The organism is Geomonas propionica, assembly GCF_016458235.1.
Lineage (GTDB): Bacteria > Desulfobacterota > Desulfuromonadia > Geobacterales > Geobacteraceae > Geomonas > Geomonas propionica.
In genome coordinates, this window is record NZ_JAEMHK010000016.1 from 113,952 (window position 1) to 136,567 (window position 22,616).

General features: G+C 61.9%; 24 protein-coding genes and 1 tRNA gene. 5 read left to right on the forward strand and 20 right to left on the reverse strand.

Going from position 1 to position 22,616, the window contains the following annotated elements; genetic code table 11:
• Positions 1–6 precede the first annotated feature (6 nt).
• From mobA to JFN90_RS18740, 11 genes are all read right to left on the reverse strand, one after another.
• Positions 7–651, reverse strand: coding sequence for a molybdenum cofactor guanylyltransferase (mobA, locus tag JFN90_RS18685; protein ID WP_199396633.1), 645 nt, complete (start codon positions 649–651; stop codon positions 7–9).
• The gene (locus tag JFN90_RS18690) at positions 648–1,598 is read right to left on the reverse strand and encodes a formate dehydrogenase accessory protein FdhE (protein WP_199396634.1); all 951 of its coding nucleotides are present in this window, start codon (positions 1,596–1,598) and stop codon (positions 648–650) included. The genes mobA and JFN90_RS18690 overlap by 4 nt, the downstream gene beginning before the upstream one ends.
• A gap of 13 nt (positions 1,599–1,611) precedes the next feature.
• Positions 1,612–2,514 carry an NrfD/PsrC family molybdoenzyme membrane anchor subunit gene (gene nrfD / locus JFN90_RS18695; RefSeq protein ID WP_199396635.1) on the reverse strand — a complete coding sequence of 301 codons (903 nt, stop codon included), beginning with the start codon at positions 2,512–2,514 and terminating at the stop codon, positions 1,612–1,614.
• Positions 2,504–3,319 (reverse strand): 4Fe-4S dicluster domain-containing protein, encoded by an 816-nt coding sequence (locus JFN90_RS18700; protein WP_199396636.1) that lies wholly within the window; start codon positions 3,317–3,319, stop codon positions 2,504–2,506. Before JFN90_RS18700 ends, nrfD begins: the two co-directional genes overlap by 11 nt.
• Entirely contained in the window at positions 3,319–6,564 is a 3,246-nt protein-coding gene (fdnG, locus tag JFN90_RS18705) for a formate dehydrogenase-N subunit alpha (RefSeq protein WP_407931933.1), read from the reverse strand. The genes JFN90_RS18700 and fdnG overlap by 1 nt, the downstream gene beginning before the upstream one ends.
• Positions 6,565–6,859: 295 nt before the next feature.
• Positions 6,860–9,052: a hybrid sensor histidine kinase/response regulator gene (locus JFN90_RS18715; RefSeq protein WP_199396639.1), complete on the reverse strand. Its 2,193-nt coding sequence runs from the start codon at positions 9,050–9,052 to the stop codon at positions 6,860–6,862.
• A 187-nt stretch (positions 9,053–9,239) separates the two neighbouring features.
• Entirely contained in the window at positions 9,240–10,073 is an 834-nt protein-coding gene (locus JFN90_RS18720) for a hypothetical protein (protein ID WP_199396640.1), read from the reverse strand.
• Positions 10,074–10,087: 14 nt separating this feature from the next.
• A complete protein-coding gene (locus tag JFN90_RS18725; protein ID WP_199396641.1) occupies positions 10,088–10,414 on the reverse strand; it encodes a nucleotidyltransferase family protein in 327 nt (108 codons plus the stop codon).
• Positions 10,407–10,871, reverse strand: coding sequence for a nucleotidyltransferase substrate binding protein (locus JFN90_RS18730; protein WP_236019069.1), 465 nt, complete (start codon positions 10,869–10,871; stop codon positions 10,407–10,409). The genes JFN90_RS18725 and JFN90_RS18730 overlap by 8 nt, the downstream gene beginning before the upstream one ends.
• A gap of 61 nt (positions 10,872–10,932) precedes the next feature.
• Positions 10,933–11,008 (reverse strand) — tRNA-Phe (locus tag JFN90_RS18735).
• Positions 11,009–11,142: 134 nt separating this feature from the next.
• On the reverse strand, positions 11,143–11,706 hold the full coding sequence (locus JFN90_RS18740; RefSeq protein WP_199396642.1) for an elongation factor P: 564 nt from the start codon (positions 11,704–11,706) through the stop codon (positions 11,143–11,145).
• A gap of 95 nt (positions 11,707–11,801) precedes the next feature.
• Between JFN90_RS18740 and JFN90_RS18745 the strand changes: the two genes are divergently transcribed.
• Complete coding sequence (locus tag JFN90_RS18745) at positions 11,802–11,999, forward strand: RNA-binding S4 domain-containing protein (RefSeq protein ID WP_199396643.1); 198 nt, start codon at positions 11,802–11,804, stop codon at positions 11,997–11,999.
• 7 nt (positions 12,000–12,006) lie between these two features.
• On the opposite strand, the gene JFN90_RS18750 is transcribed toward JFN90_RS18745, so the two are convergent.
• Together JFN90_RS18750 and JFN90_RS18755 are read right to left on the reverse strand one after the other, a co-directional pair.
• A complete protein-coding gene (locus JFN90_RS18750; protein ID WP_199396644.1) occupies positions 12,007–12,372 on the reverse strand; it encodes a translation initiation factor Sui1 in 366 nt (121 codons plus the stop codon).
• 183 nt (positions 12,373–12,555) lie between these two features.
• Positions 12,556–13,635 carry a ribonuclease Z gene (locus JFN90_RS18755; protein WP_199396645.1) on the reverse strand — a complete coding sequence of 360 codons (1,080 nt, stop codon included), beginning with the start codon at positions 13,633–13,635 and terminating at the stop codon, positions 12,556–12,558.
• 103 nt (positions 13,636–13,738) lie between these two features.
• Here JFN90_RS18755 and JFN90_RS18760 point away from each other — a divergent pair, with 103 nt between their 5' ends.
• Complete coding sequence (locus tag JFN90_RS18760) at positions 13,739–14,071, forward strand: cupin domain-containing protein (RefSeq protein ID WP_199396646.1); 333 nt, start codon at positions 13,739–13,741, stop codon at positions 14,069–14,071.
• A gap of 160 nt (positions 14,072–14,231) precedes the next feature.
• On the opposite strand, the gene hemB is transcribed toward JFN90_RS18760, so the two are convergent.
• The 6 genes from hemB to JFN90_RS18790 form a co-directional block, all read right to left on the reverse strand.
• Positions 14,232–15,251 (reverse strand): porphobilinogen synthase, encoded by a 1,020-nt coding sequence (gene hemB, locus JFN90_RS18765; protein ID WP_199396647.1) that lies wholly within the window; start codon positions 15,249–15,251, stop codon positions 14,232–14,234.
• Between the two features lie 51 nt (positions 15,252–15,302).
• Entirely contained in the window at positions 15,303–16,841 is a 1,539-nt protein-coding gene (cobA, locus tag JFN90_RS18770; RefSeq protein WP_199396648.1) for a uroporphyrinogen-III C-methyltransferase, read from the reverse strand.
• A gap of 184 nt (positions 16,842–17,025) precedes the next feature.
• On the reverse strand, positions 17,026–17,982 hold the full coding sequence (gene hemC, locus JFN90_RS18775) for a hydroxymethylbilane synthase (RefSeq protein WP_199396649.1): 957 nt from the start codon (positions 17,980–17,982) through the stop codon (positions 17,026–17,028).
• Positions 17,983–18,042: 60 nt separating this feature from the next.
• Positions 18,043–19,344: a glutamyl-tRNA reductase gene (gene hemA / locus JFN90_RS18780; protein WP_199396650.1), complete on the reverse strand. Its 1,302-nt coding sequence runs from the start codon at positions 19,342–19,344 to the stop codon at positions 18,043–18,045.
• Between the two features lie 29 nt (positions 19,345–19,373).
• Positions 19,374–20,189: a c-type cytochrome biogenesis protein CcsB gene (gene ccsB, locus JFN90_RS18785; RefSeq protein ID WP_199396651.1), complete on the reverse strand. Its 816-nt coding sequence runs from the start codon at positions 20,187–20,189 to the stop codon at positions 19,374–19,376.
• Positions 20,186–20,860 carry a precorrin-2 dehydrogenase/sirohydrochlorin ferrochelatase family protein gene (locus JFN90_RS18790; RefSeq protein ID WP_199396652.1) on the reverse strand — a complete coding sequence of 225 codons (675 nt, stop codon included), beginning with the start codon at positions 20,858–20,860 and terminating at the stop codon, positions 20,186–20,188. Before JFN90_RS18790 ends, ccsB begins: the two co-directional genes overlap by 4 nt.
• Before the next feature lie 227 nt (positions 20,861–21,087).
• Here JFN90_RS18790 and trxA point away from each other — a divergent pair, with 227 nt between their 5' ends.
• The 3 genes from trxA (at position 21,088) to JFN90_RS18805 (ending at position 22,420) form a co-directional block, all read left to right on the forward strand.
• Positions 21,088–21,417 (forward strand): thioredoxin, encoded by a 330-nt coding sequence (trxA, locus tag JFN90_RS18795; protein ID WP_199396653.1) that lies wholly within the window; start codon positions 21,088–21,090, stop codon positions 21,415–21,417.
• A gap of 1 nt (position 21,418) precedes the next feature.
• Positions 21,419–21,943, forward strand: coding sequence for a TlpA family protein disulfide reductase (locus tag JFN90_RS18800; RefSeq protein WP_199396654.1), 525 nt, complete (start codon positions 21,419–21,421; stop codon positions 21,941–21,943).
• Positions 21,944–22,180: 237 nt separating this feature from the next.
• Positions 22,181–22,420: a hypothetical protein gene (locus JFN90_RS18805; protein ID WP_199396655.1), complete on the forward strand. Its 240-nt coding sequence runs from the start codon at positions 22,181–22,183 to the stop codon at positions 22,418–22,420.
• A gap of 2 nt (positions 22,421–22,422) precedes the next feature.
• Here JFN90_RS18805 and JFN90_RS18810 read toward each other — a convergent pair.
• Positions 22,423–22,616, reverse strand: a 194-nt coding sequence (locus tag JFN90_RS18810; RefSeq protein WP_199396656.1) for a hypothetical protein, incomplete at its 5' end; no start/stop codon positions are given.

The following is a 22,616-nucleotide window of genomic DNA, read 5'->3' on the forward strand; positions in this document are numbered from 1 at the left end:
ACGGCATCAGCACCGTTTCCTGTCGGCTGTTGCGCCCCCAACGAAGCTGCGCCCGCGCAGGGCAAAGTACTCGGCGGGGGTGTTGACGTTGCAGAAGGAAGCGAAGGTCGGGTCCAAAGCGGCCACCCGGTCCGGTGCCATGGTCAGGACGCGGACTGCGGGGAAGAAGGAGACCAGGCGGCGCCGGTTTTCCTGCAGCGCGGCCTCTACCTGCGGCAGACATGCCGTGGCATAGACCGCATGCAGCGGCTCCGGTCCCATGTCTCCTTCCGGGATGACGACGTCGGCCTCGTGGCGCAGCGCCACCAGCGCCCGGATCAGCTCGAGGTCGAGAAAGGGCATGTCGCAGGCGACGGCGAAGATGTACGGGGTCCGGCTCCCGGCCAGGGCCGCATGGAGCCCGGCCAGGGCGCCCAGACCGCGGTAGCGATCCGGGGCGACGCGGCACCCGACGAAAGCGTAGGTTTCCCGGTCGTTGGCCGCGATCAGCATCTCCCCGAAAAGCGGTGCCAGCAGCCGGTGGATGTTCTCGATGAGCAGCCCGTTGCCGTAGGGCAGGAGCGCCTTGTTGCTCCCCATGCGGCTGGACTGCCCCCCGGCCAGGATGACCCCGGTCACGTCGGGAAAGGCAACGGGACGGGATCGCTTCATGGGGCAACCTGCCGCCCGCTGTCGCCCGGGGGCGGCATGCGGTACCCCTGCTGCTGCGCCAGGAAGTCCAGCTCCAGGGTCGCCAGGTCTTCCACCACCAGCAACTCGGGGGGTGTCGGGGTGAAGGAGGTGATCACCTTCAAGTACCCGCGGCAGGCGTCGCAGACCTCGACGCGGCGGTGCTCGCGCCCCTCGACGTAGAGGTATCTGAGCGTCGTGCGGTCCTCGTTGCCGCAGTGATGGCACTGCAGGCGCGGGTGATGCCAGTCGGCGCCGCACTGGGCACAGCGCAGATGCTTCACCTGGTCGTCGTCCTGCAGCTCCGCCAGCGTCGCACCCGCGCCGCACACGTAGCACGTCCCCTGCTCCCAAACCCCGACCTCCTCGAGGGGCGCCTGCCTGCACACCTCGTGAAGAAAGGGCCTGAGCGCGTGGTGCGACAGGGTCCACATCAGTTCCCACCCCGGCGTCACCTGTTGCACCCGTTGGCTGAACCCGTCCCGGTCACCTGCCGCCGCAAGCGCCAGCATTTCGCCGGCGTCCACTACCCCGGCGTCCACCGCCGCAGCAAGCGTCCCGGCCTGGCCGCGCAGGGCGGCGAAGGCGGCGATGTCCGGCTCGCTCCAGCCTGGCGCCGACCGGTCCCAGATGCGCCATGCGCCGCGCGGCAACTCGGCGGCTTGCACTGCGCGCAGCATGGCGAGCAGCAAGGCGGCCGCGGCATCGACGTCCACCTCGACGTCGGCAACCGTCAGCAGCGGCGCCCCCTCCTGCAACACCTCGCCCAGCTCCCGTGCGTCGAGCGCGATGGCAGCCTTCACCTCCGCACGCTGCACGAGCGGCAGCACGGCCTGGTACAGGCGGGCGGTGACCCGCAATTCGGGAGAGGCTGCGGCTATTTCATCCAGCCGCCTGATGAGCGGATCGGACGATCTTTCGTGGGTCATGACCGCTCCTCCGTCACAGTTGCCCGGCCTGCAGCAGGCTGATGCGCAGCAAAAGCCCCCCCGCCAGGATACACAGGTAGTGGGCAAGATGAGGCGCACCACCGAAATGCTGCCGCCGCGACCGGTACTTGAACCACAGGGGCGCGGCGATTCCCAGTGCCACCGCGCCCAGCCAGAACATCACCAGGAAGGGGAGCGTCACCAAAAGCTGCGCCGTGTGACCGGCCAGAACAAGGAGCACGGCGATCAGCAGCAGTTCCGAGATCATCAGGGCACGGTCGAAGGACTCGAGCCTGGCCACCTCCTCGCCCGCGTTGCGTTGGCGCCAGATGAGGTAGAGCGAGATGGCGGCGGCCCCGGTCGAGGCGCCCGAGACGAGGAACAGCGCCCCCATGAGCGGCGAGGTGGCGGCCCAGAAGGGACGGGCGGTGACGTTCAGAAGCACCCCGGTGTACCCCGCGATGAAGAACCCCGCCAGCGACCCCACCAGCGCATAGAGCTTCCTCGGGATCCGGTTGTAGTACCTGGAGAAGAGCGGGAACGAGATGACCCGGTCCGCCACCAGGTTGTCCAGGAAGGAAAGCAGGGTGCAGCCGCCGAAAACAAGCAGCACCCACGAGCCGACCGACATGGGTGACTGCAGGTTCAGGTAGGGATAGCCCCCCTGGTTGTAGATGAACAGGTGCCAGAAACGTCCCGGGCGCCCCAGGTCGGCGATGAGCGGGATGGGGACCAAAAGCAGCAGCGGAAAGGCGACATAGCAGGCGGCGCGGCTCACCTCGCGCTCCTTGGCGCTGCTGAAGAGCTCCTCCATGGCGCCGATGAAATAGGCCCCGGCCGAGGTACCGGCAACGAAGAAGTAGACCGCGATGTAGTACCAGGCCCACTCGGGAACTTGCACGTTGTCAGGACTCATGATGCTCCTCCTTGCCGTTGAGCCGTTCCCGGAAGTTCACCAGCGCCGCAACGCCTATGCCGAGCGCGGTGAGGATGGTGACCAGCGAGCAGAGCACCAGCCGGCGCTGGGGCACGACGGGTTGCTCGGGTTGCCCATACACGCCGGGGCGGTCCGTGAAGAGGTAGAAGACCTTGAGGCCGTCGGCCTCCTCGTACCCGTAGATCTGCGCCTTCTCCCCCTTCCCTTTCAGCTGCGCCAGGCGGGCATCGGCGCGCCGGCGCAGGTCGGGGACCTCGCCGAACCGGATCGACCCGGTCGGGCAGGCCTTGGCGCAAGCGGTGCCCAGGCCGTTGTGGATGCGGTCGTTGCACAGGGTGCACTTGTGCACGGTCCCGGTCTCCTCGCTGAAAGAGATCACCCCGTAGGGGCAGGACGGGATGCAGAACTTGCAGCCGATGCAGGTTTCCTGCTGCACCACCACGTTGCCCAGGTCGGTGCGCACGATGGCCTTGGTGGGGCAGGCGTTCAGGCACCCCGCGTCGCTGCAGTGCTTGCAGGAGTCACTGGAGAAGAGCCAGCGCTTTTCGCGGCGCTGCTCGTCGATCTGCTCGATGAAGCGGACGTGGCGCCAGTCGGTGGCGCTCAGGCTCCCGGTGTTGTCGTAGGAGTCCCCGGTGAAGTTGTCGGCCACCGGGTACGGGACCCCGGAGCGCTTTCCGAAGTGCGCGGGCTCTGCGGCGAGGCCGTTCCACTGCTTGCAGGCCACCTGGCAGGACTTGCACCCGGTGCAGATGGTCGTGTCGATGAACATTCCCTTTGCCATCAGCTGCGCCCTCCCTTCCTGCCCGCCCTGATGTCGCAGGTGAACACCTTCCCTTCGTGGATGGAGACGTTGGGGTCGCCCACCATGGCGCTCAGGTCGTTGGCGACGTCACCCTTGGCGTTCCCCTGCCACCCCCAGTGCCAGGGGAGACCTATCTCGTGCACCTTCTTGCCGTCGATGACAAAGGGCTTGATGCGCCGGGTCACCAGCGCCCGCGCCTCGATCTCGCCACGCGCGGTGACGATGGTCACGTACCCCGCGTTGCGGATCCCCTTCTCGGCGGCGAGTTCCGGGGAGACCTCGCAGAAGAGCTCGGGCATCAGTTCCGCGAGCCAGGGGAGCCAGCGGCTCATGGTGCCGCTCAGGTGGTGTTCGGTGACCCGGTAGGTGGAGACGACGATCGGGTACTTGGGGTCGGCGACGCCGTGGTAGACGTTGCCCTCGGTGCGCCAGACCTTGGCCACCGGGTTGGACTGCTGCCGGTAGACCCGGTTCGCCACCGGGGACTCGTACGGCTCGTAGTGGGTGGGCAGCGGGCCATCGACGAGCCCCGCCGGGGCGAAGAGCCACGCCTTTCCGTCGGCGCGCATGATGAAGGCGTCGTTGCCGCTCAGCCAGTCGAAACCGAGTGCAGCGTCCTTGCCGACCATGGTCGGCGCCTTGGTGGGCTGGAAGTCGATTCCCTCGCCGGAGGGGGCGACCCACTTGCCGCGCACCGTGTTCCCCGCCGGATCCTTGGTGCCGCTGTCGGCATCGGGATCCCAGAAGACCAGCTTCTTCGCTTCCGACCACGGTTTCCCCTGGCTGTCCGCCGAGGCGCGGTTGTACATGATGTGCCGGTTGGCCGGCCAGGCAAAGCCCCAGTTGGGGGAAATCCACTGGTCGGGCTTTCGGCGCGCCGCGTTGTTCTTCCCATCCTCCGGGATGACGCCGGTATAGATCCAGGCGCCGCAGGCGGTCGAGCCGTCCTCCTTCAGGTTGGCAAAGGTGGCCAGCGGCTTTTGATCGGCAACGGTAACGCCGTTGATCTCCTTCAGCACCTTGTAGGCCGAGGGCTCGTCCTTGATGCGCCAGGGAGCGACCTCCTTCGCCTCGGGCTCGTAGTCCCAGGCGAGATTCTTGATGCCCCAGTCGAGATTGCTCGCCGAGTCGGCATACATCTTCTGGAGCCTCTTGCCAAGCTGGTAGGTGAACCAGCTGTCGCTGCGCGCGTCCCCCGGAGGGTCGGCGGCCTTGTCGTGCTGCTGCAAAAGGCGCTGCGTGTTGGTAAAGGAGCCCTCCATCTCGGCGACCGCTGCGGCAGGGAGGAAGAAGACCTCGGTCTTGATGTCGGCGGTCTTCAGCTCGCCGGAGAGGACCTCCGGGGAGTTGCGCCAGAATGCGGCGGTCTCGGTCTCGAAGTAGTCGCGCACCACCATCCAGTCCAGCTTGGCCAGGGCCTTGCGCTGCAGGCGCGCGTTCTGCCCCCCCACGGCGGGGTTCTGGCCCATGACGAAGAACCCTTTGATCTTTCCTGCCGCCATGTCGAGCATCATCGGCATGTGGGAATGATCGCCGGTGATCTTGGGATGGTAGTCGTAGCCGTAATCGTTCTCGGCGGTGGCGGCGGCGCCGAACTGCGCCTTCAGGTAGGAGACCGCGAACTTCGGGTAGTTTCCCCAGTAGCTCGTCGCCAGGGGCCCCGCCTCGGTGAGGATGAACTCCTTGAGGGAGTCGTGCTTCTTGCGCCCGTCCGGCATGTTCAGGTAGGCGGGGAGCGAATGGTACAGGGTGGCGATGTCGGTCGACCCCTGGATGGTGGCGTGTCCGCGCAGGGCGAGCACCCCGCCGCCGGGCCGGCCGATGTTCCCCAAAAGCGCCTGCAGCATAGCGGCGGCCCGGATGATCTGCACCCCGACCGTGTGCTGGGTCCACCCCACCGCGTAGGTGATGTTGGCGGTTTTGTCGCGCCCGGAGTTGTCGAGCATGGTCTGGGCCACCTTCAGGAATTGCTCGGCGCTGCAGCCGCAGACCTTTTCCACCAGATCCGGGGTGTAACGGGCGTAGTGCTTCCTGACGATCTGCAGGACGCAGTTGGGATCCTGCAGGGTGGGATCGGTCTTGGGACGCCCCGGGACCTGCTGCAGCAACAGGTCGCTGAACGGGCCCACGCCCCCCTTTGCCTTGGGAGGAGCCTGGTTCCTCTGGTAGGACCAGGTGGCGTTGGCGTAGGATTTGCCGTCCGGGGCGAGCCCCGAGAAGACACCGTCCAGTTCCTCAGTGTCCCGGAATTCGGGGTTCACCAGCGTCGCGGCATTGGTGTAGTTCACCACGTACTCGCGGAAGAAGGGGTCCTCGTTCCAGCGCTTGCTGTTGATGACGAATTTGATGAGGGCGCCCAGGAAAGCGATGTCGCTCCCCGCGCGGATGGGCACGTGCAGGTTGCACGCGGCCGAGGTGCGGGTGAAGCGGGGATCGACGTGCATGAGCACGGCGTCGTGGTCCGTTCGCGCTTTCAAGGGCCACCGGAAGGCGACCGGATGGCACTCGGCCATGTTGGAGCCCATGATGAGCACGGCGTTGGACTTCTCCAGGTCGCGGGGGAAGGTGGTGGACCCGCCGCGGCCGAACGTGGTTCCCAGACCGGGAACCGTGGAGGAGTGTCATATTCGGGCCTGGTTTTCCAGGTAGACCACGCCCAGGGCATGCATGAGCTTCTGGTGCAGGTAGTTCCACTCGTTGTCCATGGTGGCGCCCCCCAGGGAGGCGATGGCGTAGGTGTTCATCACCCTCTTGCGGACCGTCCCCCCCTTGCCGTCGGGCAGGTCCTGGAACTCGTTGAAGTTCGCGTCGCGGGTCTTTTTGGTGAGCTCGGCGATGCGGCTCATGGCCCACTCCAGCGGCCTCTCCTCCCACCGATCGCTCCCGGGGGCGCGGTACTTCACCGTGCTCCAGCGCTGTTCGTTCTTCACCAACTGGTAGGTCGCCGCCCCCTTGGGGCAGAGGGTGCCCTGGTTGATCGGGGAGTCGGGGTTGCCCTGGATGTCGACGATCTCGCCGGCATCGCTCACCGTTACAATCTGGCCGCACCCGACCGCGCAGTAAGGACAGATGCTCGCCACCTGTCTGCCGCTTTTGATGGGCGCCTTCCCCGCCTTGGCGGCGGCTGCGGCCGTGTCCACGTTCAGGATGCCGATCTCCGCTGCAACACCGCCACCAATGGCGCCGGAAGTGATCTTCAAGAACTTACGCCGACTGATTGCCATGTAACGCTCTCCTGTTGTCTTAGAAGTCCGACCTTTCGGATTGAGAAACATAAAAACTGTACATGGCATCAATTTTTTTTCCAGCCATTGGCACTAAATATTGCTTTTATCCTGATGCAGAGGACGCTCTTTGAGAACCGGTTGGTTCTTCCTGGCTGCCTATGACTGAATGGTATAAGGGGTAAGTAGTAAAGAGCAACTGCAAGGTACAGGATGGATCTGGTTTCAGCGGAGCATGGGGATCGGAACTGGTGTGATTGACTTCGCGGTGACCGCTCCAGGCGGGTCTCCCGCCTCAGCCCGTTGCGGGCTTCGTCGTTGCGGTCGCCGTCATCCCGCTCAACGACTGCAGCAGCGCGGCCAGCGCCTCGACGCCGAACGGCTTGTGCAGCGCCTTGACGAAACCGTACTCCTTAAAATTGGCCATGACGGGGTCGTTGGAATAGCCGCTCATGACCACGAGGCGCGCTTGGGGGTCCAGCGCCAGGATCTGCTGGGCCGCCTCCCGTCCCCCCATTCCCCCCGGGATGGTAAGATCGGCGAGCACCAGGTTGAAGGGCGTCCCGTCCCGCAGCGCCTGCTGGTAGAGCTGCACCGCGTCCGCCCCGTCCGCGCAGGTCTTGACCTGGTGCCCCAGGTGCAGCAGCATCCCCTCCGCCAGCTGGCGAATCACTTCCTCATCGTCCATCACCAGTATCGAAAGGGGGGCGGGCGCCTCCCCCCGGCGCAGCGTCGCCTCAGGTTCCCGCGGCTGCAATCTCCTCTCCAGAGACGGCAGGTCGATGGTGAAGGTGCTCCCCTCGCCGACTCGGGAATCGACGCTGAGGCTGCCGCCGTGCCGTTTCACGATCGAGTATGCCGAGGCCAGCCCCAGCCCCCTCCCCTTCGGCTTGGTGCTGAAGTAGGGATCGAAAATCTTCTTGAGGGAAGCCTCCGGGATGCCCTCCCCGTGGTCCGTGAAGGCGATGCGCACGTACGGGCCGGGGGGGAGCTTCTCGGGATTGCCCGGCTCAAGCACAAGGTCGCGCGCGGTGATGGTGAGCACACCGCCGTCAGGCATGGCCTGCGCCGCATTGATGATGATGTTGCGGAAAGCCTGGCACATCTGCCCCACGTCGGCCTCGACCGCGCTCAGGGTTTCCGGGATGTCGACCACCCCCTTCACGTTGGAACCGCTCAGGGTGAGGGAAAGGGCCTCATCGACCAGGAGCGCCACCGAGGTGACCTCCCTGACCGGCGCTCCCCCGCGGGCAAAGGTGAGCAGTTGCTTGGCGAGGTCCCCGGCGCGCAGCGCCGCCTTCTCCGCCGCCTCGAGCAGCGGCTGCGAACCGTGCTCCGGCTCTAGCTGCAGTTTGGCAAAGGAGAGGTTGCCAAGGATGCCGGTCAGGATGTTGTTGAAGTCGTGGGCTATGCCGCCGGCCAGCACCCCCAGTGATTCGAGCTTCTCCATCTTGAGCCGCTCCTCTTCCAATGCCTTCAACGCCTGCTCCGCCTGGCGGCTCCGGTCCCACTGCCTGTTGAAAACGAAAGCGAGCGCGATGGTGATGGTCAGGAAGATGAGCATGAAAAAGACGCCGTGGTAGACCTCGCCGTACCAGTTGGCGAGATAGTCGACGGTGCCCAGAGCCACGAAAACGTAGAGCGGTTGCGACAGCGAGATCTTCCTGAAGGAGTAGATACGGTCGTGCCCGTCCAGGCTGCTTTTCGTCCGGTACGTCCCCATGCTCTGTCCGGCGGCGAGAAAAGCATTGAACTGAGGGGAGTTGATTTTCACCTCAGGCGCGTCCAACGGCCGGCTCAGCTTGGGATATCGTGCCAAGAGGGTCCGGTCCGCCGCGACCAGCGACAACAAGCCCTGTTTACCGACGTCGACCGTGGCGAAGCTCTGCGAGAGGTAATCGAGCGTGATGCCGGCATAGACAAGCCCGGCGAACGAGCCGTCCGGAAAGTTCACCCTCCTGGACAATACGATCATCCACTTCCCGTAGATCCCCCCTACCACGGGCTTCGAGATGACCAGTCCCAGGTTCGCATTTTTACGCTGGGCGCTGAAGTAGTCGCGGTGGGCGAGGCTTTTGGTGGTGGCGGGCGTGACGTCGGCCCCGTAGATGGCCATGCCGGAGGGATCCGTCCCCCTGAGAGCCACCAGTTCGGGGAGCCTCTCGTGCTGGCGCACGATGAACCGGTTCAGCTCCTTGGGCACAACCTCCCCGTTTTTAAGCTGGCGCTCGTATTCGTCGCAGACCGCGAGCAGGGCGACATCGATCTTGGAAAGGATGCCTGATATGTTCGCATCGAGAACCCTGGCGAGGTTCCGGGTAGCTGTCTCGGTCCGGTCGCGATAGGCCTCCCTGCTCTGCACCAGGGTGAAGGTTATCATCCCGGCCACGACCAGGTTCAGCAAAAGCACACCGGAAAACAGGTGCCGCTTGAGAACATTGACAGACCAGCCCAAGGCTGTATCAGGCTCTGTATTTGGATTGGTCATATCCATACACTCCAACCGCTACTGTCAGTTGCTGGGTATCGAATGGCAACCTGATCCAATATTTTGCTTCAACTTTGTGGCATAGCAATGTGTGCAACGAAAAAACATTGTCACAAACGCAAAAAGAGGAAAACCCTTTCAGGCAATCCTCTTTCCACATACTCTTATGACGGGTCTACGGGTGGTTCTACTCCCGCGGGCGCAAAAGACTGGAATACTCGCGCAGCATCCAACGCCGGGGCTCGGTGGGGAGATCGAGGATGCCGGTGAGGAGCACCTGGTACCCCCAGCAGAGATCCGCATCGGCGGCGACCTCCGGCTTGCCCCATATCTTCCCGAACTGTTCGAGCTTTTCCGGCGACAGGCGCCTCTTGATCTCGGCAAGGAGCGCCTGGTAGGCCACCTGGGTCTGCTCTTTGCTGTTGGCCGGCAGGCGCGGCGCCCCGGAGATCTCGGCGACCAGGGCCTTCTTGATCAGGCGCAGGTACAGTTGGGCGTCCTCCAGCGGGAGGAGTTCCAGCCACTGGTATTCGAAGTTGCTGCCGGGGCGCAGCATACCGGCGCAGTCCCGTTCTGGGAGCTTGCTGGCCATCACGTTCATCACCCGCAACAGCTCCTGAAAGTCCCGCTCGGGGAGGCGTGTGAGCCCGCGCACCGCGTAGTCTCCCGCGAGGGCCTTGCCGAAGGCTTCGTAATCGGTGACGTGGTCCGCGTTCTCCTGCACCGACGCGTAGAGGAAATCCAGCACCAGCGGATCGGACAGGGTATCCCGCAGGTAGGACTCGAAGAGCCGGTGCATCTTCGTCCCCTTCTTGAAGGTGTTGTTCTTGTCGAGAAACCCTTCATCATTCAAGAGCTTCGCCATGGCCAGGTGAAACTCCGCGCGGGTCGCCGCCGGATCACTCCCCTGCTCCAATTTCTTGGCCGGCGCAGGAGGCGCGACAGCCGCCCTGCCGACACCGGTGCCTCCGAGCAGCAGCACGCAAAGCAACAAGCAGCACCCGAACCTGTTCCATCCCATGATCATTTCCCCTCTCATTTGCGTTCCAGATCGCGACGCGACTGAACCTGTACCGTTCCGCCGCGCAGTATCTCCTTGCGGAAGCTTTCAGGAAGGCGAGCCCAGTCGAGGATGTCGACCAGGATGGGGAGGTTACTGTCGGAAAAGGCTTGTTTCAACAGCGGGAGGTTGGTAAAGGGAAGCTCCAGGTCCTGGGGGTTGCACAGGACAAGGTCCAGGTCGCTGCCGTCGTGTGCAGTTCCCTGCACGCGGCTGCCATAGGCGAAGACGTCGGCATCAGGAACGTGAGCGGCCAACAGCTCTTGGACCGTTGCCAACCAGGCGGGACGAAGCTCAAGCATCCCCGTTACCCAATCGCTCCCGCAGGGAGGCTTCGAGAGCGCGAGCATCCGTTATGAAGACCGGAAGGAGTTTGAGGGTGTCCTCTGCGAACCCCACACCATAGTCGTGAGCCGTACTGTTGCGGTTGTCGCGGTAGGAGAACCAACGTTCAACCGTATCGGCATCCATCAGCCCGTGCTTGGCAGCGTGGCGCAAGACTTCCTTGTAGGTGAGGTTGTCGATCTCCTTGGGGCTGGCGGCATAAGCCTTCAGTGCCTTGCGCAGAAGCTTGCCGCCGGTCTCCAGGGTCAGTTCGAACCCCTTGACCACTGCATTGCGAAAGATCTCGTACTCCGTGCTCTCTGGCGGGGACTGGTTGAGAAGCGCGAGCGAACTGTCCAAGGTTTGGATGCAGCGAGCGAAATGATCGGTATTCAGGTGCATCGAAGCCTCCTGGGACTTCAGACAGATCTTCATGGCGGAGCTATTGAATAAAAAAAGAGGCCAGCTATTTCTAGCTGGCCTCTTTACTTTCTAGTGGTGCCCAGAGACGGAATCGAACCGCCGACACGAGGATTTTCAATCCTCTGCTCTACCGACTGAGCTATCTGGGCAAGAGACCAACTTTATACTTTGAATCGCCGGCTGTGTCAACCCTTTTCTTTCCACCTTCGTCAAGACTTTCCACCTTCGCCAAGGCTTCGGTGGACAAGCTCCATCTTCGCCAAGGCTTCGGGGGGACAAGTGACTAGGCGCGGGAAATGAAACGGCCGTCGCGGGTGTCGACCTTGATCTTCTCGCCGGCTTCAAGATACGGCGGCACCTGCAGACGCAGGCCCGTCTCGAGGAGTGCTTCTTTGGTCTGGGCGGTGGCCGTGGCGTTTTTCATGGCGGGTGCGGTCTCGGTCACCACCAGTTCAACGACCATGGGGAGATCGACGTTGACCATGCGCTCCTGGAAGATCCCAAGCTGGACTTCGGTGCCGTCCAGAAGGAAGGGAGCGATGGCTTCGAAGTTGTCTTCTTCCATCTCGAACTGCTCGTAGGTCTCCAGATCCATGAATATGCCGCGGCCGCCGTCGGCATAGAGGAACTGTCCTTTGTGGCGCTCGAAGTCGGCCTCGTCTACCTTGTCGCCGGAACGGAAGGTTTTTTCGAGAACCTGGGCTGTGATCAGGTTGCGGTATTTAGTCTTGACCATGGTGTTGGCACCACGGGCCGAAGGGGACTGAAAACTTACGTCGACTAACACACAGGGAGCGCCGTCCAGCTGGATGACGAGGCCTTTCTTGAAATCGTTGGTAGTGTACATGCAGGGTTCTCCTTAGCGAAATGTCCCTTTTTAACAGAAATCTATGGTAAATTCAACCGCGCCATGACGGCGAGACTTCGGGATGTGGAGGATCAGTGAAGATAGATACAGAATTCATCAAGTTGGACAGCTTTCTGAAGGCGGTGGATGCGGTCTGCTCGGGAGGCGAGGCGAAGATCATCGTCTCCGAGGGGATGGTGTCGGTGAACGGCGAGGTGGAACTGCGCCGCGGCAGGAAGCTCCGCCCGGGCGACAGGGTGGAAGTAGGGGGAAAGACCTTCTCCGTGGAGTAGCCGGGGCTTAGCCTCCGGCCCGTTTCACCTTGTAGCCGCGCTTGATGAGCTCCGCGAGGAGGGTGTCGGCGTGATCCCCCTGGATTTCGATGACACCGTCCTTAGCGGTACCGCCGCAGCCGCAGCGTTTCTTCAAATCGCCCGCAAGCGTGGTGAGCGCCGCCGCGTCGAGGGGGAGGCCGGTGATGACGATGACCGTCTTGCCGCCGCGACCTTTCGTTTCACGTCTCAGGCGCACCACGCCGTCCCCTGCGGGCGCTGCCGCTTTCTTGCAGACGCAGGCGTTAGCCGGCTTGCCGCAACCGGGGCACATGCGGCCAAATTCCGAGGAGTAGACTACCGGGGCATCACTGTTGGAGGTGCTCTTTTTCATGGCTGCCTTTGTAGCAGAAAAAAGGGCAAGCGGTAAAGGCGAAAACCGAAAACCACTCACAGGGAGAAAATCTGAGAACATCTGAGAAATGCAAGAACAAGATGTTGGGGTAAACCCAAAGTCTTTGCTCCTCTCCGTTTTTGGTGTTCTCAGATTTCCTCAGATTTTCTCCCTGTGAAGGGTTTAGATTTCTATAGGTTTGGGCACCTCGCTCTCCATTATGGGGCGCGGGGTGAGGCGGTCGGGGATCTTTAATACGGTCACGCCGGGCGGGGGCTCGATCTCCCGGTACAACGGTTCGCTTCCCCTCTGGTAGGTTTTGGAGAAGTGCATCGGCAACACGTACCTCGGACGCAGCCGGTTCAACAACTTGTTAAACTGCGTGGTGCAGAGATGGCGCGACAACTCCGCCTTGCTGCTCTCTGACGCGAGGAAGGCGCACTCGCACACCAACAGCGTCACCCCCTCCACCAATCCGGCAAGCTTCGCCACGTTCTCCTCGGAGTACCCGATGTCGGTCACGTAACCGATGCTTGCCGGCTCTTCAAACTTCCTGATGCGCTGGTACAACTCCGCGGCATCCGGCGCCACCTTCTCTTCTGTTACCCCGCCGCTCTCCTGCGGATACCCGATCGGGCACCCGTCCATGACGCCGTCGTGGAAGAGCTTCTCCATCTCCTTGAGCCACGCCCCTTTCTTCACCCCTTGCGCCGCCATGCGCTCGTCGTCCAGCACGAAGGCTGCCGCCTCGTCTATGCGATAGGCCATCACCGGGATGTGGTGCTCGCACTGGACCCCGCTCACGGTGAGATGCCGGTTACCGTAGAGAACGCCGTTCCGCTCCCCCTCTGAACTGGCGGCGAAGGCTTCCGGGCCGCTGTAGAGCATGCTCGACACCCGCCCGTTTCCCCCGATGTCATTGACTCTGAAGTTTCCCCAGAAGGTGTCGGCAAGATTCCAGTCGTAGCAGGCGAACTTGCTCGCCATGCGTTTGGACAGTCCCGGCGGACCGAAGACGTCGATGGTGCGCGGCGAGGCGTGGCTGTGGCGGATCACGCTGTCCATCCCCATGAAGTGATCCATGTGGGCATGACTGATGAAGATGGCGTCGATAGAGGTGTAGACCCTCTTGGCGAGGTGATGCATCTTGCCGCAATCGAAAAGAAGCGCGCGACCGGTGGGACGAACCCGGACCAGGAGCAGCGGGTCGTCGAACAGTCCTGCGAAGAAGGTGGGTTCGAGGTAGCGGAAAGGTTTGGGCATGCGCAGAATTTTACCATTAGATTGACCTGCATCAATTGAATCACTCTCTGAACGCGCTAAAGTTCAGACATCGAGAGCAATCAACCGGCAAAGGAGAATGGATATGGCAGAGAAAAAAGGGGTGGCACTGGGTGAAGCAATTAATCTTGTCAACTTGGCAGGATATGCGGACGGCGCGGTGGTCAGCAGGACCGTGATCGACAAGCCGGTTGGCACCGTCACGGCTTTCTCTTTCGACGCTGGCGAGGGGCTGAGCGAGCACACAGCGCCCTATGATGCCTTTGTGCAGGTTTTGGACGGTGAGGCCGAGGTCAACATAAACGGGGTGGCACACACCGTGGCCGCAGGCGAGATCATCATCATGCCGGCGAACATCCCCCATTCACTGAGGGCGGTGCAGCGCTTCAAGATGCTCCTGGTCATGATAAGGGCATAAAGAACTTCAAAAGCAGTTACGCGAAGCAGAAAAAAAAGAATCCGCGAAGCACGCTAAGAAAGACTTTTGGTTTAACCCGAAAGCGACTTCTCTGCGCACATCGCGGATTCTTTGCGTTCTTCGCGTAACTGCTTTTGCTTTGCCGGTTCTTCTTGGTTTATTACCTGCAGCCGCAGCCGCAGCGGCCGTTGAGTTCCGCTTCATACCCCTTGCGCAGCAGCTTGGCCACTTCCTTGGAGTGGTAGGTAAGGATCAGGTCGGCGCCGGCGCGCTTGAAGGACATCATGGTCTCCATGATGACGCGGTCCTCGTCGATCCAACCCATCTTGGCGGCGGCCTTCACCATGCTGTACTCGCCGGAGACGTTGTACACGGCGGTGGGGAGGTTGAACTCGTTTCTTACCTCGCGCACGATGTCGAGATACGGCAGACCCGGCTTCACCATCAGGATGTCGGCGCCTTCCTCGACGTCCATCCTCGCCTCGCGAATCGCCTCGAGCCTGTTACCCGGATCCATCTGGTAGGAGCGGCGGTCACCGAACTGCGGAGTGGACTCGGCGGCCTCCCGGAACGGCCCATAATAGCCGGAGGCGTACTTGACCGCGTAGCTCATCAGCGGGATGTCCTTGTAGCCGTTGTTATCCAGGGATTCGCGGATCGCGGCCACGCGGCCGTCCATCATGTCGGAGGGAGCGACCATGTCGGCGCCGGCCTGGGCGTGAGAAAGTGCCTCGCGCGCCAGCAACTCCAGGGTCTCGTCATTGTCGACGTCGCCGTTCTTGATCACGCCGCAGTGGCCGTGGTCGGTGTACTCGCACATGCAGACGTCGGTGATGACGGCCAGCTTGGGCACTTGCTTCTTGATGGCGCGGATGGTCTCCTGGATGATGCCGGTGTCGGAGTAGGCGTCACTGCCCATGGCGTCCTTCTGCTCCGGGATGCCGAACAGGATCACGGCCGGAACACCCAGCTCGTAAACCTCCTGGGCCTCCTCAACGATGTTCTCGATGGACTGCTGGTAGATGCCCGGCATGGACGAGATCTCTTTCTTGATCCCCTTGCCGAAGGCGGAAAACATCGGGTAAATCAGGTCGTTGGTGGAGACGGAGGTCTCTCTCACCATGTTTCTGAAGACTTCCTTGCCCCGAATTCGTCTCGCTCTGTACACCGGGTAGAACATACGTTTCTCCTTTTGCTTAATGCGTTGGTTCTCGAAAAAGACAGCTCTATTCTATTTCCCGCCGAAAAAGGTGATCATCTCCCGCGACAGGGCCTCCAGGGTGAACTCGGCAGGCTCCACGTGCACCTCGAGCCCCAGATCACGGCAGGTCTTGGAGGTGATCGGGCCGATAGAGGCGACCGTGACCCCTTCCATCAGGTGCAGGAAACGGTTTTCCCCGAGAATGTCGGCCAGGTTCTGCACTGTGGACGAGGAGGTGAAGGTGGCGCAATCGACGCGCTTCTCCTCCAGCGCCAGCAGCGCCTCCTCCGGGATACTGGTCGGGGTATGGTTGGCGTAGGTCACCGGGGCCATCACCTGCGCCCCAAGGCGCCCCAGTTCGTCAGGAATGACTTCACGGGCACGATCCCCTTTCGGGAAGAGGACCCACTTGCCGTTCATGTCCATCTCGAAAAAAGCAGCAACCACTCCCTCGGCCTTGTAATCGGCGGGGACGAGATCCGGGCGGATCCCGTAGGGGGCAAGCGCAGCGGCGGTCTTAGGACCGACCGCGCAGACATGGCAACGCCCGAGGGCCCGACTGTCGAGGCCGTGCTCGGCAAGCCTGGCAAAGAAGTATTTCACAGCGTTATACGAGGTAAAAATGACCCAGTGGAAGCTATCCAAGGCGTCGATGGCCTCGTCAAGCTCGGCGTAACTCTTGGGGGCCGCGATCTCGATGGTCGGGCAGCAGTAGGCGCGGGCGCCCAACTGCTCCAGCATCGAGGTAAATTCTCCAGCCTGGTCGGCGCCGCGGGTGACCAGCACCGAGCGTCCGAAGAGCGGGCGGTTGTCGAACCAGCGCAGCGTCTCCCTGAGGCTCACCACTTCGCCGACCACGGTAATGGCGGGAGCCTTGAAGTTGGCGTTGCGGGCCTTTTCCGCGATGTCTGCCAACGTGCCGACCAGCACCTCCTGCTCGGGGCGTGTCCCCCAGCGGATCAAAGCCACCGGGGTTTCCGGCGCGCGGCCGTGCTCCATGAGGCTCTGCGCGATGTGCGGCAGGTTGGTGACCCCCATGTAGAAGACCACGGTGCCGCTGCCGAGCGAAAGCCCCTCCCAGTCGATCTCCGAGGACGCCTTGCCCTTCTTCTCATGTCCGGTCACGAAGGCGACCGAGGTGGTGACCCCGCGATGGGTGAGCGGGATCCCCGCGTAGCTGGTGGCACCTACCGCGGCGGTTATGCCGGGGACGATCTCGAAGGGAATCCCCTCCGCGACCAGGGCCTCGCACTCTTCGCCGCCGCGGCCGAAGATGAAGGAGTCGCCCCCCTTGAGCCGCGCCACCACCTTACCGGAGAGCGCCTTTTGCACCAGCAGCTCGTTGATCTGGCTCTGCTCGCGGTTGTGTTCGCCGCCGACCTTGCCGGCGTAGATCAGCTCCGCGCCCTTGGGAGCCAGCCGCAGCAGTTCGTCGTTGGCCAGGTAGTCGTACATCACCACTTGGGCCTTGGCCAGGCAGTCCCGTCCCTTCACGGTGATCAGCCCCGGATCGCCCGGACCCGCACCGATCAGGTAGACGTAACCTTTCTTTGTCGTTTCAGCAGTCATCTCGCACCAGGAAAAGAGAGTGATGTGCGCAAAAGGCAAAAGGCTAAGGTAGAACCATAGCCTTTAAAAGCACCCACCTTCGCCAAGGCTTCGGCGGGCAGGCTCCTGATCTTCGCGCTAGGGCTTCGGCGGACAGACTCACAGTAAAGTGGGTCTTGTCCACCGAAGCCTTGGCGAAGGTGGATTATACCGGGATTTCTTTCTCCCGGGAGACTTCACGCTGGTACACCTCGGCGAGGATGGCGTGGCCACCTTCGGAGAGGAGCTGCTCGGCGAGCTTCACGCCCAGCTTCTCGCAATCGTCGGCCGGACCGGTTACCACACCCTTCACGGAAACCTTGCCGTCGACGGAAGCGATGAAGCCGGTCAGCTTCAGCTCGTCGCCGGTCACTTCGCCGTAGGCGGCGATGGGAACCTGGCAGCCGCCCTCGCAGCGCCAGAGGAGAGCGCGCTCGGCGCGCACCGCACGGCTGGTGTCCGCGTGGTTGAAGAACGCGATGGCGGACTTCACTTCCTCGTTGGAGAGGTTGCACTCGATGCCGAGAGCGCCCTGGCCGATGGCCGGAAGCGAAAGGTCGGCCGGGAGAAGCTCGGTGATCTGGTCGGCGAAGCCGAGGCGGTTCAGGCCTGCAGCAGCCAGGATGACGGCGTCGAGCCCTTCGGTCTCCAGCTTGTCCATGCGGGTCTGCACGTTGCCGCGGATGATGACCATCTCGAGGTCCGGGCGGACCTTGAGGAGCTGCGCCTGACGCCTAAGGGCGGAGGTGCCGATGCGGGCGCCCTGCGGCAGGTCGGCGAATTTGATCCCCTTGGATACGACCGCGTCGCGCGGATCTTCGCGCTCGGTGATGCAGTAAAGGCCGAGGCCTTCCGGGAACTCGGTCGGCACGTCCTTCATGCTGTGCACCGCGATGTCGATCTCGCCGCGCAGCATCGCTTCCTCGATCTCCTTCACGAAGAGACCCTTGCCGCCTACCTGTGCCAGCGGCACGTCGAGAATCTTGTCGCCGATGGTCTTGATCTTCTTCAGGGTGACAGTCATGTCGGGGTAGCGTTTTTCCAGCTCGGACTTGACCCAGTTTGCCTGCCAGAGTGCGAGCTGGCTCGCGCGGGTTCCTATTCTCAGCTCTTTCAGCGCCATGTACTTAGCTCCTTTATATTTTGATCTTTTCGGGATTATGGATCGGTTTTCCGCTCAATCTTAGTCTTCCAGCTCCATCATGCTTTCCTGCTGCTCGCCGGTCTCCAGGTCGAAGAGGTGGCGCAGTGCGTCGACGTAGAGGTCGTTGCGGCTTCCCTGGTCGGTCCGCTTCAGGAGGCTGGTGGGATGATGGAGCAGCTTGTTCATGATGGCGTTGGTCAGGGCGTCCATCTTCTTCTCGGCACCGGGAGGGAGGTCCTTCCAGTTGGAGAGGGTCTTGGCCAGCTCGGCCTTCCTGATCTCGTCGAAATGGCTCCTGAGTGCGACGATGGTCGGGGTGACGTCCAGCGAAGAGAGCCACTTGAAGAACTGCCCGATCTCCTGCTCGACGATCGCCTCGGCCTTGGCCGCCTCGATCTTGCGCTGTTCCAGGTTGGTGGCCACCACGCCGTTTAGGTCGTCGACGGTGTAGAGATAACAGTTCTCGACATCGTTCACCTTGGGGTCGATGTCGCGCGGCACGGCGATGTCGATGAAGAACATCGGCTTCAGCTTGCGGCGACGCAGCACATCTTCCATGTCCTTTTGGTGGATGATGAAGTGCGGCGCTCCGGTGGAGGAAAGGATGATGTCCGCCTTGGGCAGGTGGTCCATCAGTGCCTCGAAATGGACCGGCTTGGCGTCGAACTCCTCGGCCAGCTTTTCCGCGCGCTCGTAGGTACGGTTGGTGACCATGACGCCGCGCACGCCGACGTTGATGAAGTGCTTGGCAGCCAGCTCGCACATCTCCCCGGCGCCGATGAGCAGGACGGTCTTGTCGGTGAGCTCGCCGAAGATCTTCTTGGCCAGTTCCACCGCGGCGAAGGCCACTGAGACCGCCGAGGAGGCGATCTTGGTCTCGGTCCGCACCCTCTTCGCAACCGAGAAGGCCTTGTGCAGGAAGCGGTTCAGGATGATGCCGGAGCTCTTGAACTCGGCGGCGTAGCCATAGGAGGTCTTGATCTGCCCGAGGATCTGCGGCTCCCCGACCACCATGGAATCGAGGCTCGACGCGACGCGGAAGACGTGGCGGGTGGCCTCCTCCCCGTGGTGGCTGTAGAGGTGCTTCTCGAGCGTCTCCAGCGGGACGTTGTGGTAGTCGGCAAGAAAGCGCTTCAGGCGCGCCATACCGCCGGCGACGTCGCGGGTGGTAGCGTAGATCTCCACGCGGTTGCAGGTGGATACGATCACGGCCTCGGTGATGTCGGGGAGCGCCACGAGGGCGTTGAGAGGCTTCTCCATCTGGGTAGGGGAGAACGCAACCTTTTCCCGGATTTCAACTGCGGCAGTTTTATGCGAAAGCCCGACCACAATAATATTCATAACAATCCCTGCCCCTTCTGGGGTAATCCCTACTTATAGCTGTGCAGCCCCGGCAACAACAGGTTCACGCCGAGGAAGGTGAAGAGCATGATGACGAAGCCAAAGATCGAGAGCATCGCGGCCTTTCTGCCACGCCAGCCGGTAGTGAGCCTGCCGTGCAAAAGCGCCGCGTAGATGAACCAGGTGATCAGCGACCAGGTCTCCTTGGGATCCCAGCTCCAGTAGGTCCCCCATGCGGTCTCGGCCCAGATGGCGCCGGAGATGATGGCGAAGGTAAGCAGCGGAAAACCGAAGGTGAGGCAGCGGTAGCTGATGTCGTCCAGGATGTCCAGCGAGGGGAGCTTCTGGAACATGGAGCCCAGCCGGCGCGTCTTCAAGAAGTGCGACTGGATCAGGTACATGATGCTGACGCCGAAGGAGATGGCGAAGGCGGCGTACCCCAGGAAGGCCATGATCGTGTGCACCGCGAGCCACTTGCTCTTGAGAGCCGGGTTCAGCGGCGGAATGACCGTCGAGAAGGAGGCCGAGATGGCCATGATCAAAAGCGCCAGCGGCATCATGAACGAGCCGAGGATGCTGATCTTGTAGCGCCTTTCCAAAAGCAGGAAGATGCCGACCACGGAGAGGCTGAAGAAGGAAAGCGATTCGTGCAGGTTGGTGATCGGGGTGTGCCCCGCATCGAGGAAGCGGTTCAAGGTGAAGCCACAATGGACGAGGAAGCCGGCCATTGTCAGCCAGAGGCCGGTTTTACCCAAGGACTCCGTTGGCTTGAGCAAGTAGACCAGGTAGACCGCGGTGACGACCGCGTAGATGACCAGGGTGCTGTTGAAGAGCAAGGCGTTCATGAAGGGTCCTCTTTTCCTGCCCCTACCGAGCCCGGTGCGGCCCCGGCAGCGGAGAGCTTCAGGAGTATCTGGTCTATGGCATCTCTCTGCCCGTTTTTGATTAGCGCGGGGAGGTCCAGCGCAGCTAGCGCGGCAAAAACCGTGTCATTGTATGCGTTCCCCACCTTTTCAGTCAATAGCTTTTCACGGACGGCACTTAAAAGAGCGACAGCCTCACCGTATTCTGGACCAAACTGAGGACGCAACTGATCGACAATCCTTTTTGACAGAGACGGACTGGCTCCACCGGTGGAGACCGTGATCAGAAGGTCCCCCTGTTCGAGAACGGCGGGCGTCACGAAGTCACCGTCCTCCGACAGGTCGACACAGTCGACGAGGATATTCAGTTCGCCTGCCTCCCGTGCAACCTCTCTGTTGACGGCGGGCTCGCTGGTGGCGGCAAAGACGAGGGTCGCTCCGGCGAGGTCGCCGGGCTGATAAGTGCGGCACCGATGCAGGACGCGCTCCTGCGCGGCGAGAGCGGCAAGCGACTCTTCGACCACGGGGGCCACCACGAGAACGCGCGCACCAGCACCGACCAACCGGGCCGCTTTGCGGGCCGCCACCCTGCCTCCGCCCACCACTACGACCAGGCGCCCCTTCAGGTTCAGGTTTATCGGGTAATGACGCACGAGCACTCCCTGCCCCCCCATGAAACGGACCGATCGCGTTACTTAATGGTGGGGCGGCCGCCCCAATATGGCCCTATCCCGCCCCCCCTGTCAATGCTGAATACATGAACGATGCAGAGGGGTTTGGGCACCTTAGCCGACGCTCACGCAAGGGGCATTTACTCCTTGCTTTTTTCATCCGCTCATTTATAGTAGAACTCACTTTTTTTATTAAAGGAGAAGGTTCCATGGCCAGTGAAAACGTACATACCTTTACCGACGACAACTTTGAGAAGGAAGTCCTGCAGTCCGACATCCCGGTGTTGGTAGACTTCTGGGCCACATGGTGTGCCCCCTGCAAAGCTATCGCACCCCTCATCGACACCGTGGCGTCCGAATACGAAGGCCGCGTTAAAGTAGGCAAAGTCAATGTTGACGACAACCCGGCGACCCCCGGCAAGTACGGCGTGCGCGGGATTCCCACCGTAATCCTGATCAAGGACGGCAAAGTGCTGGACCAGGTAGTCGGCGCCATCCCGAAAGCCCAGCTGGAGGCCCTGATCAATAAGGCTCTCTAAAATGAAAAAGCAGATGCAGTTCAAGAAATACCTGATGAGGATCACCCCGCTCGCGCTGGCAGGCCTGCTGCTCTTTACGCAACCGGCAGCCGCCATCTTGCAAAAAGGCGATCCCGCTCCTGCAATCAAGCTGACCACCACTTCCGGCCAGTCGATCACGCTGAACAACTACAAGGGCTACGTCCTGGTGATGGACTTCTTCGCCACCTGGTGCATCCCCTGTAAGGAAGCTATCCCCCACCTGAACTCGCTGAAGGCGAAGTACGGCAAGCAGGGGCTGCAGGTGCTCGGCGTCAGTGTCGATGAAGGAAGCGACCGCGACGTCAAAACCTTCATCAACGAGCGCAGGATCAGTTATCCGGTCGCCATAGCCGGTGAGGAGACGCAGACCGAGTACGGGTTGCGTTCCATCCCCACCGTCTTCGTGATCAACAAGAAAGGGGTTGTAGTCGAGAGATTCCAAGGGTTCTCCGACCAGACTGCCAAGATGATGGAAGACACCATCAAGAGGCTGCTCGCCGAATAGGCGCTGACAGCTGCACCTGAAAAATGAGAGCGGCTGCTCGGCATCGATACCATCACGGTTATCGCTGCCAGCCAGCCGCTCTTTTCATTTCCGCACGCCCCCCTCACCTACTCGAGGCCGCTCCTTAAATCTGCCGTGTTCCCACCGTCTCAACGCGCGTGCGCATTGACAACGTCTAATCTCATGGCAGGATTCGTTGGTGTTTTTTGGGACAACGCAATCAGAAGGGGGTGTCGTATGAAACTGAGGGCAACAGGCGTGATCGGACAGGACGACGACGGGCACATCGTACTCGAGTTCAAGAAAAACCAGGATGTGACGGCAATCAAGAGCCACGTCGGCGAGGAGGTCGAACTGGTCATCGTCACCAAGGAGGCCGCGCTTAGTGCACGTAGGTCAACCGCTTCGGAAAAGGATACGGGAGAACTCAGCGCTTGCGCCAAGCCCGGGTACTGGAACATCGAGGACCAGCAATGACGTCAGCCGCGCCTGCCCACCGTTTCCACATCTACTTTTGGGAGCAGGCGTCCTTTTGTGAGGTGTACAAAGTTTTCTGCGAAGGTCATGACCATTTTGGTGATGACCTTCGCACTTTGGGTGATGACCTTCGCACTTTGGGTGATGACCTTCGCACTTTGGGTGATGACCTTCGCACTTTGGGTGATGACCTTCG

Coding starts and splice junctions, on each gene's coding strand:
- hemA (WP_199396650.1), bottom strand. CDS start 19,344: ATGAATATTATTGTGGTCGGGCTTTCGCATAAAACTGCCGCAGTTGAA.
- JFN90_RS18750 (WP_199396644.1), bottom strand. CDS start 12,372: ATGAAAAAGAGCACCTCCAACAGTGATGCCCCGGTAGTCTACTCCTCG.
- nrfD (WP_199396635.1), bottom strand. CDS start 2,514: ATGAGTCCTGACAACGTGCAAGTTCCCGAGTGGGCCTGGTACTACATC.
- JFN90_RS18725 (WP_199396641.1), bottom strand. CDS start 10,414: ATGCTTGAGCTTCGTCCCGCCTGGTTGGCAACGGTCCAAGAGCTGTTG.
- hemC (WP_199396649.1), bottom strand. CDS start 17,982: ATGGCGCTGAAAGAGCTGAGAATAGGAACCCGCGCGAGCCAGCTCGCA.
- JFN90_RS18805 (WP_199396655.1), top strand. CDS start 22,181: ATGAAACTGAGGGCAACAGGCGTGATCGGACAGGACGACGACGGGCAC.
- cobA (WP_199396648.1), bottom strand. CDS start 16,841: ATGACTGCTGAAACGACAAAGAAAGGTTACGTCTACCTGATCGGTGCG.
- JFN90_RS18755 (WP_199396645.1), bottom strand. CDS start 13,635: ATGCCCAAACCTTTCCGCTACCTCGAACCCACCTTCTTCGCAGGACTG.
- JFN90_RS18700 (WP_199396636.1), bottom strand. CDS start 3,319: ATGGCAAAGGGAATGTTCATCGACACGACCATCTGCACCGGGTGCAAG.
- JFN90_RS18730 (WP_236019069.1), bottom strand. CDS start 10,871: ATGAAGATCTGTCTGAAGTCCCAGGAGGCTTCGATGCACCTGAATACC.
- JFN90_RS18715 (WP_199396639.1), bottom strand. CDS start 9,052: ATGACCAATCCAAATACAGAGCCTGATACAGCCTTGGGCTGGTCTGTC.
- JFN90_RS18720 (WP_199396640.1), bottom strand. CDS start 10,073: ATGGGATGGAACAGGTTCGGGTGCTGCTTGTTGCTTTGCGTGCTGCTG.
- ccsB (WP_199396651.1), bottom strand. CDS start 20,189: ATGAACGCCTTGCTCTTCAACAGCACCCTGGTCATCTACGCGGTCGTC.
- mobA (WP_199396633.1), bottom strand. CDS start 651: ATGAAGCGATCCCGTCCCGTTGCCTTTCCCGACGTGACCGGGGTCATC.
- JFN90_RS18760 (WP_199396646.1), top strand. CDS start 13,739: ATGGCAGAGAAAAAAGGGGTGGCACTGGGTGAAGCAATTAATCTTGTC.
- trxA (WP_199396653.1), top strand. CDS start 21,088: ATGGCCAGTGAAAACGTACATACCTTTACCGACGACAACTTTGAGAAG.
- JFN90_RS18800 (WP_199396654.1), top strand. CDS start 21,419: ATGAAAAAGCAGATGCAGTTCAAGAAATACCTGATGAGGATCACCCCG.
- hemB (WP_199396647.1), bottom strand. CDS start 15,251: ATGTTCTACCCGGTGTACAGAGCGAGACGAATTCGGGGCAAGGAAGTC.
- JFN90_RS18690 (WP_199396634.1), bottom strand. CDS start 1,598: ATGACCCACGAAAGATCGTCCGATCCGCTCATCAGGCGGCTGGATGAA.
- JFN90_RS18740 (WP_199396642.1), bottom strand. CDS start 11,706: ATGTACACTACCAACGATTTCAAGAAAGGCCTCGTCATCCAGCTGGAC.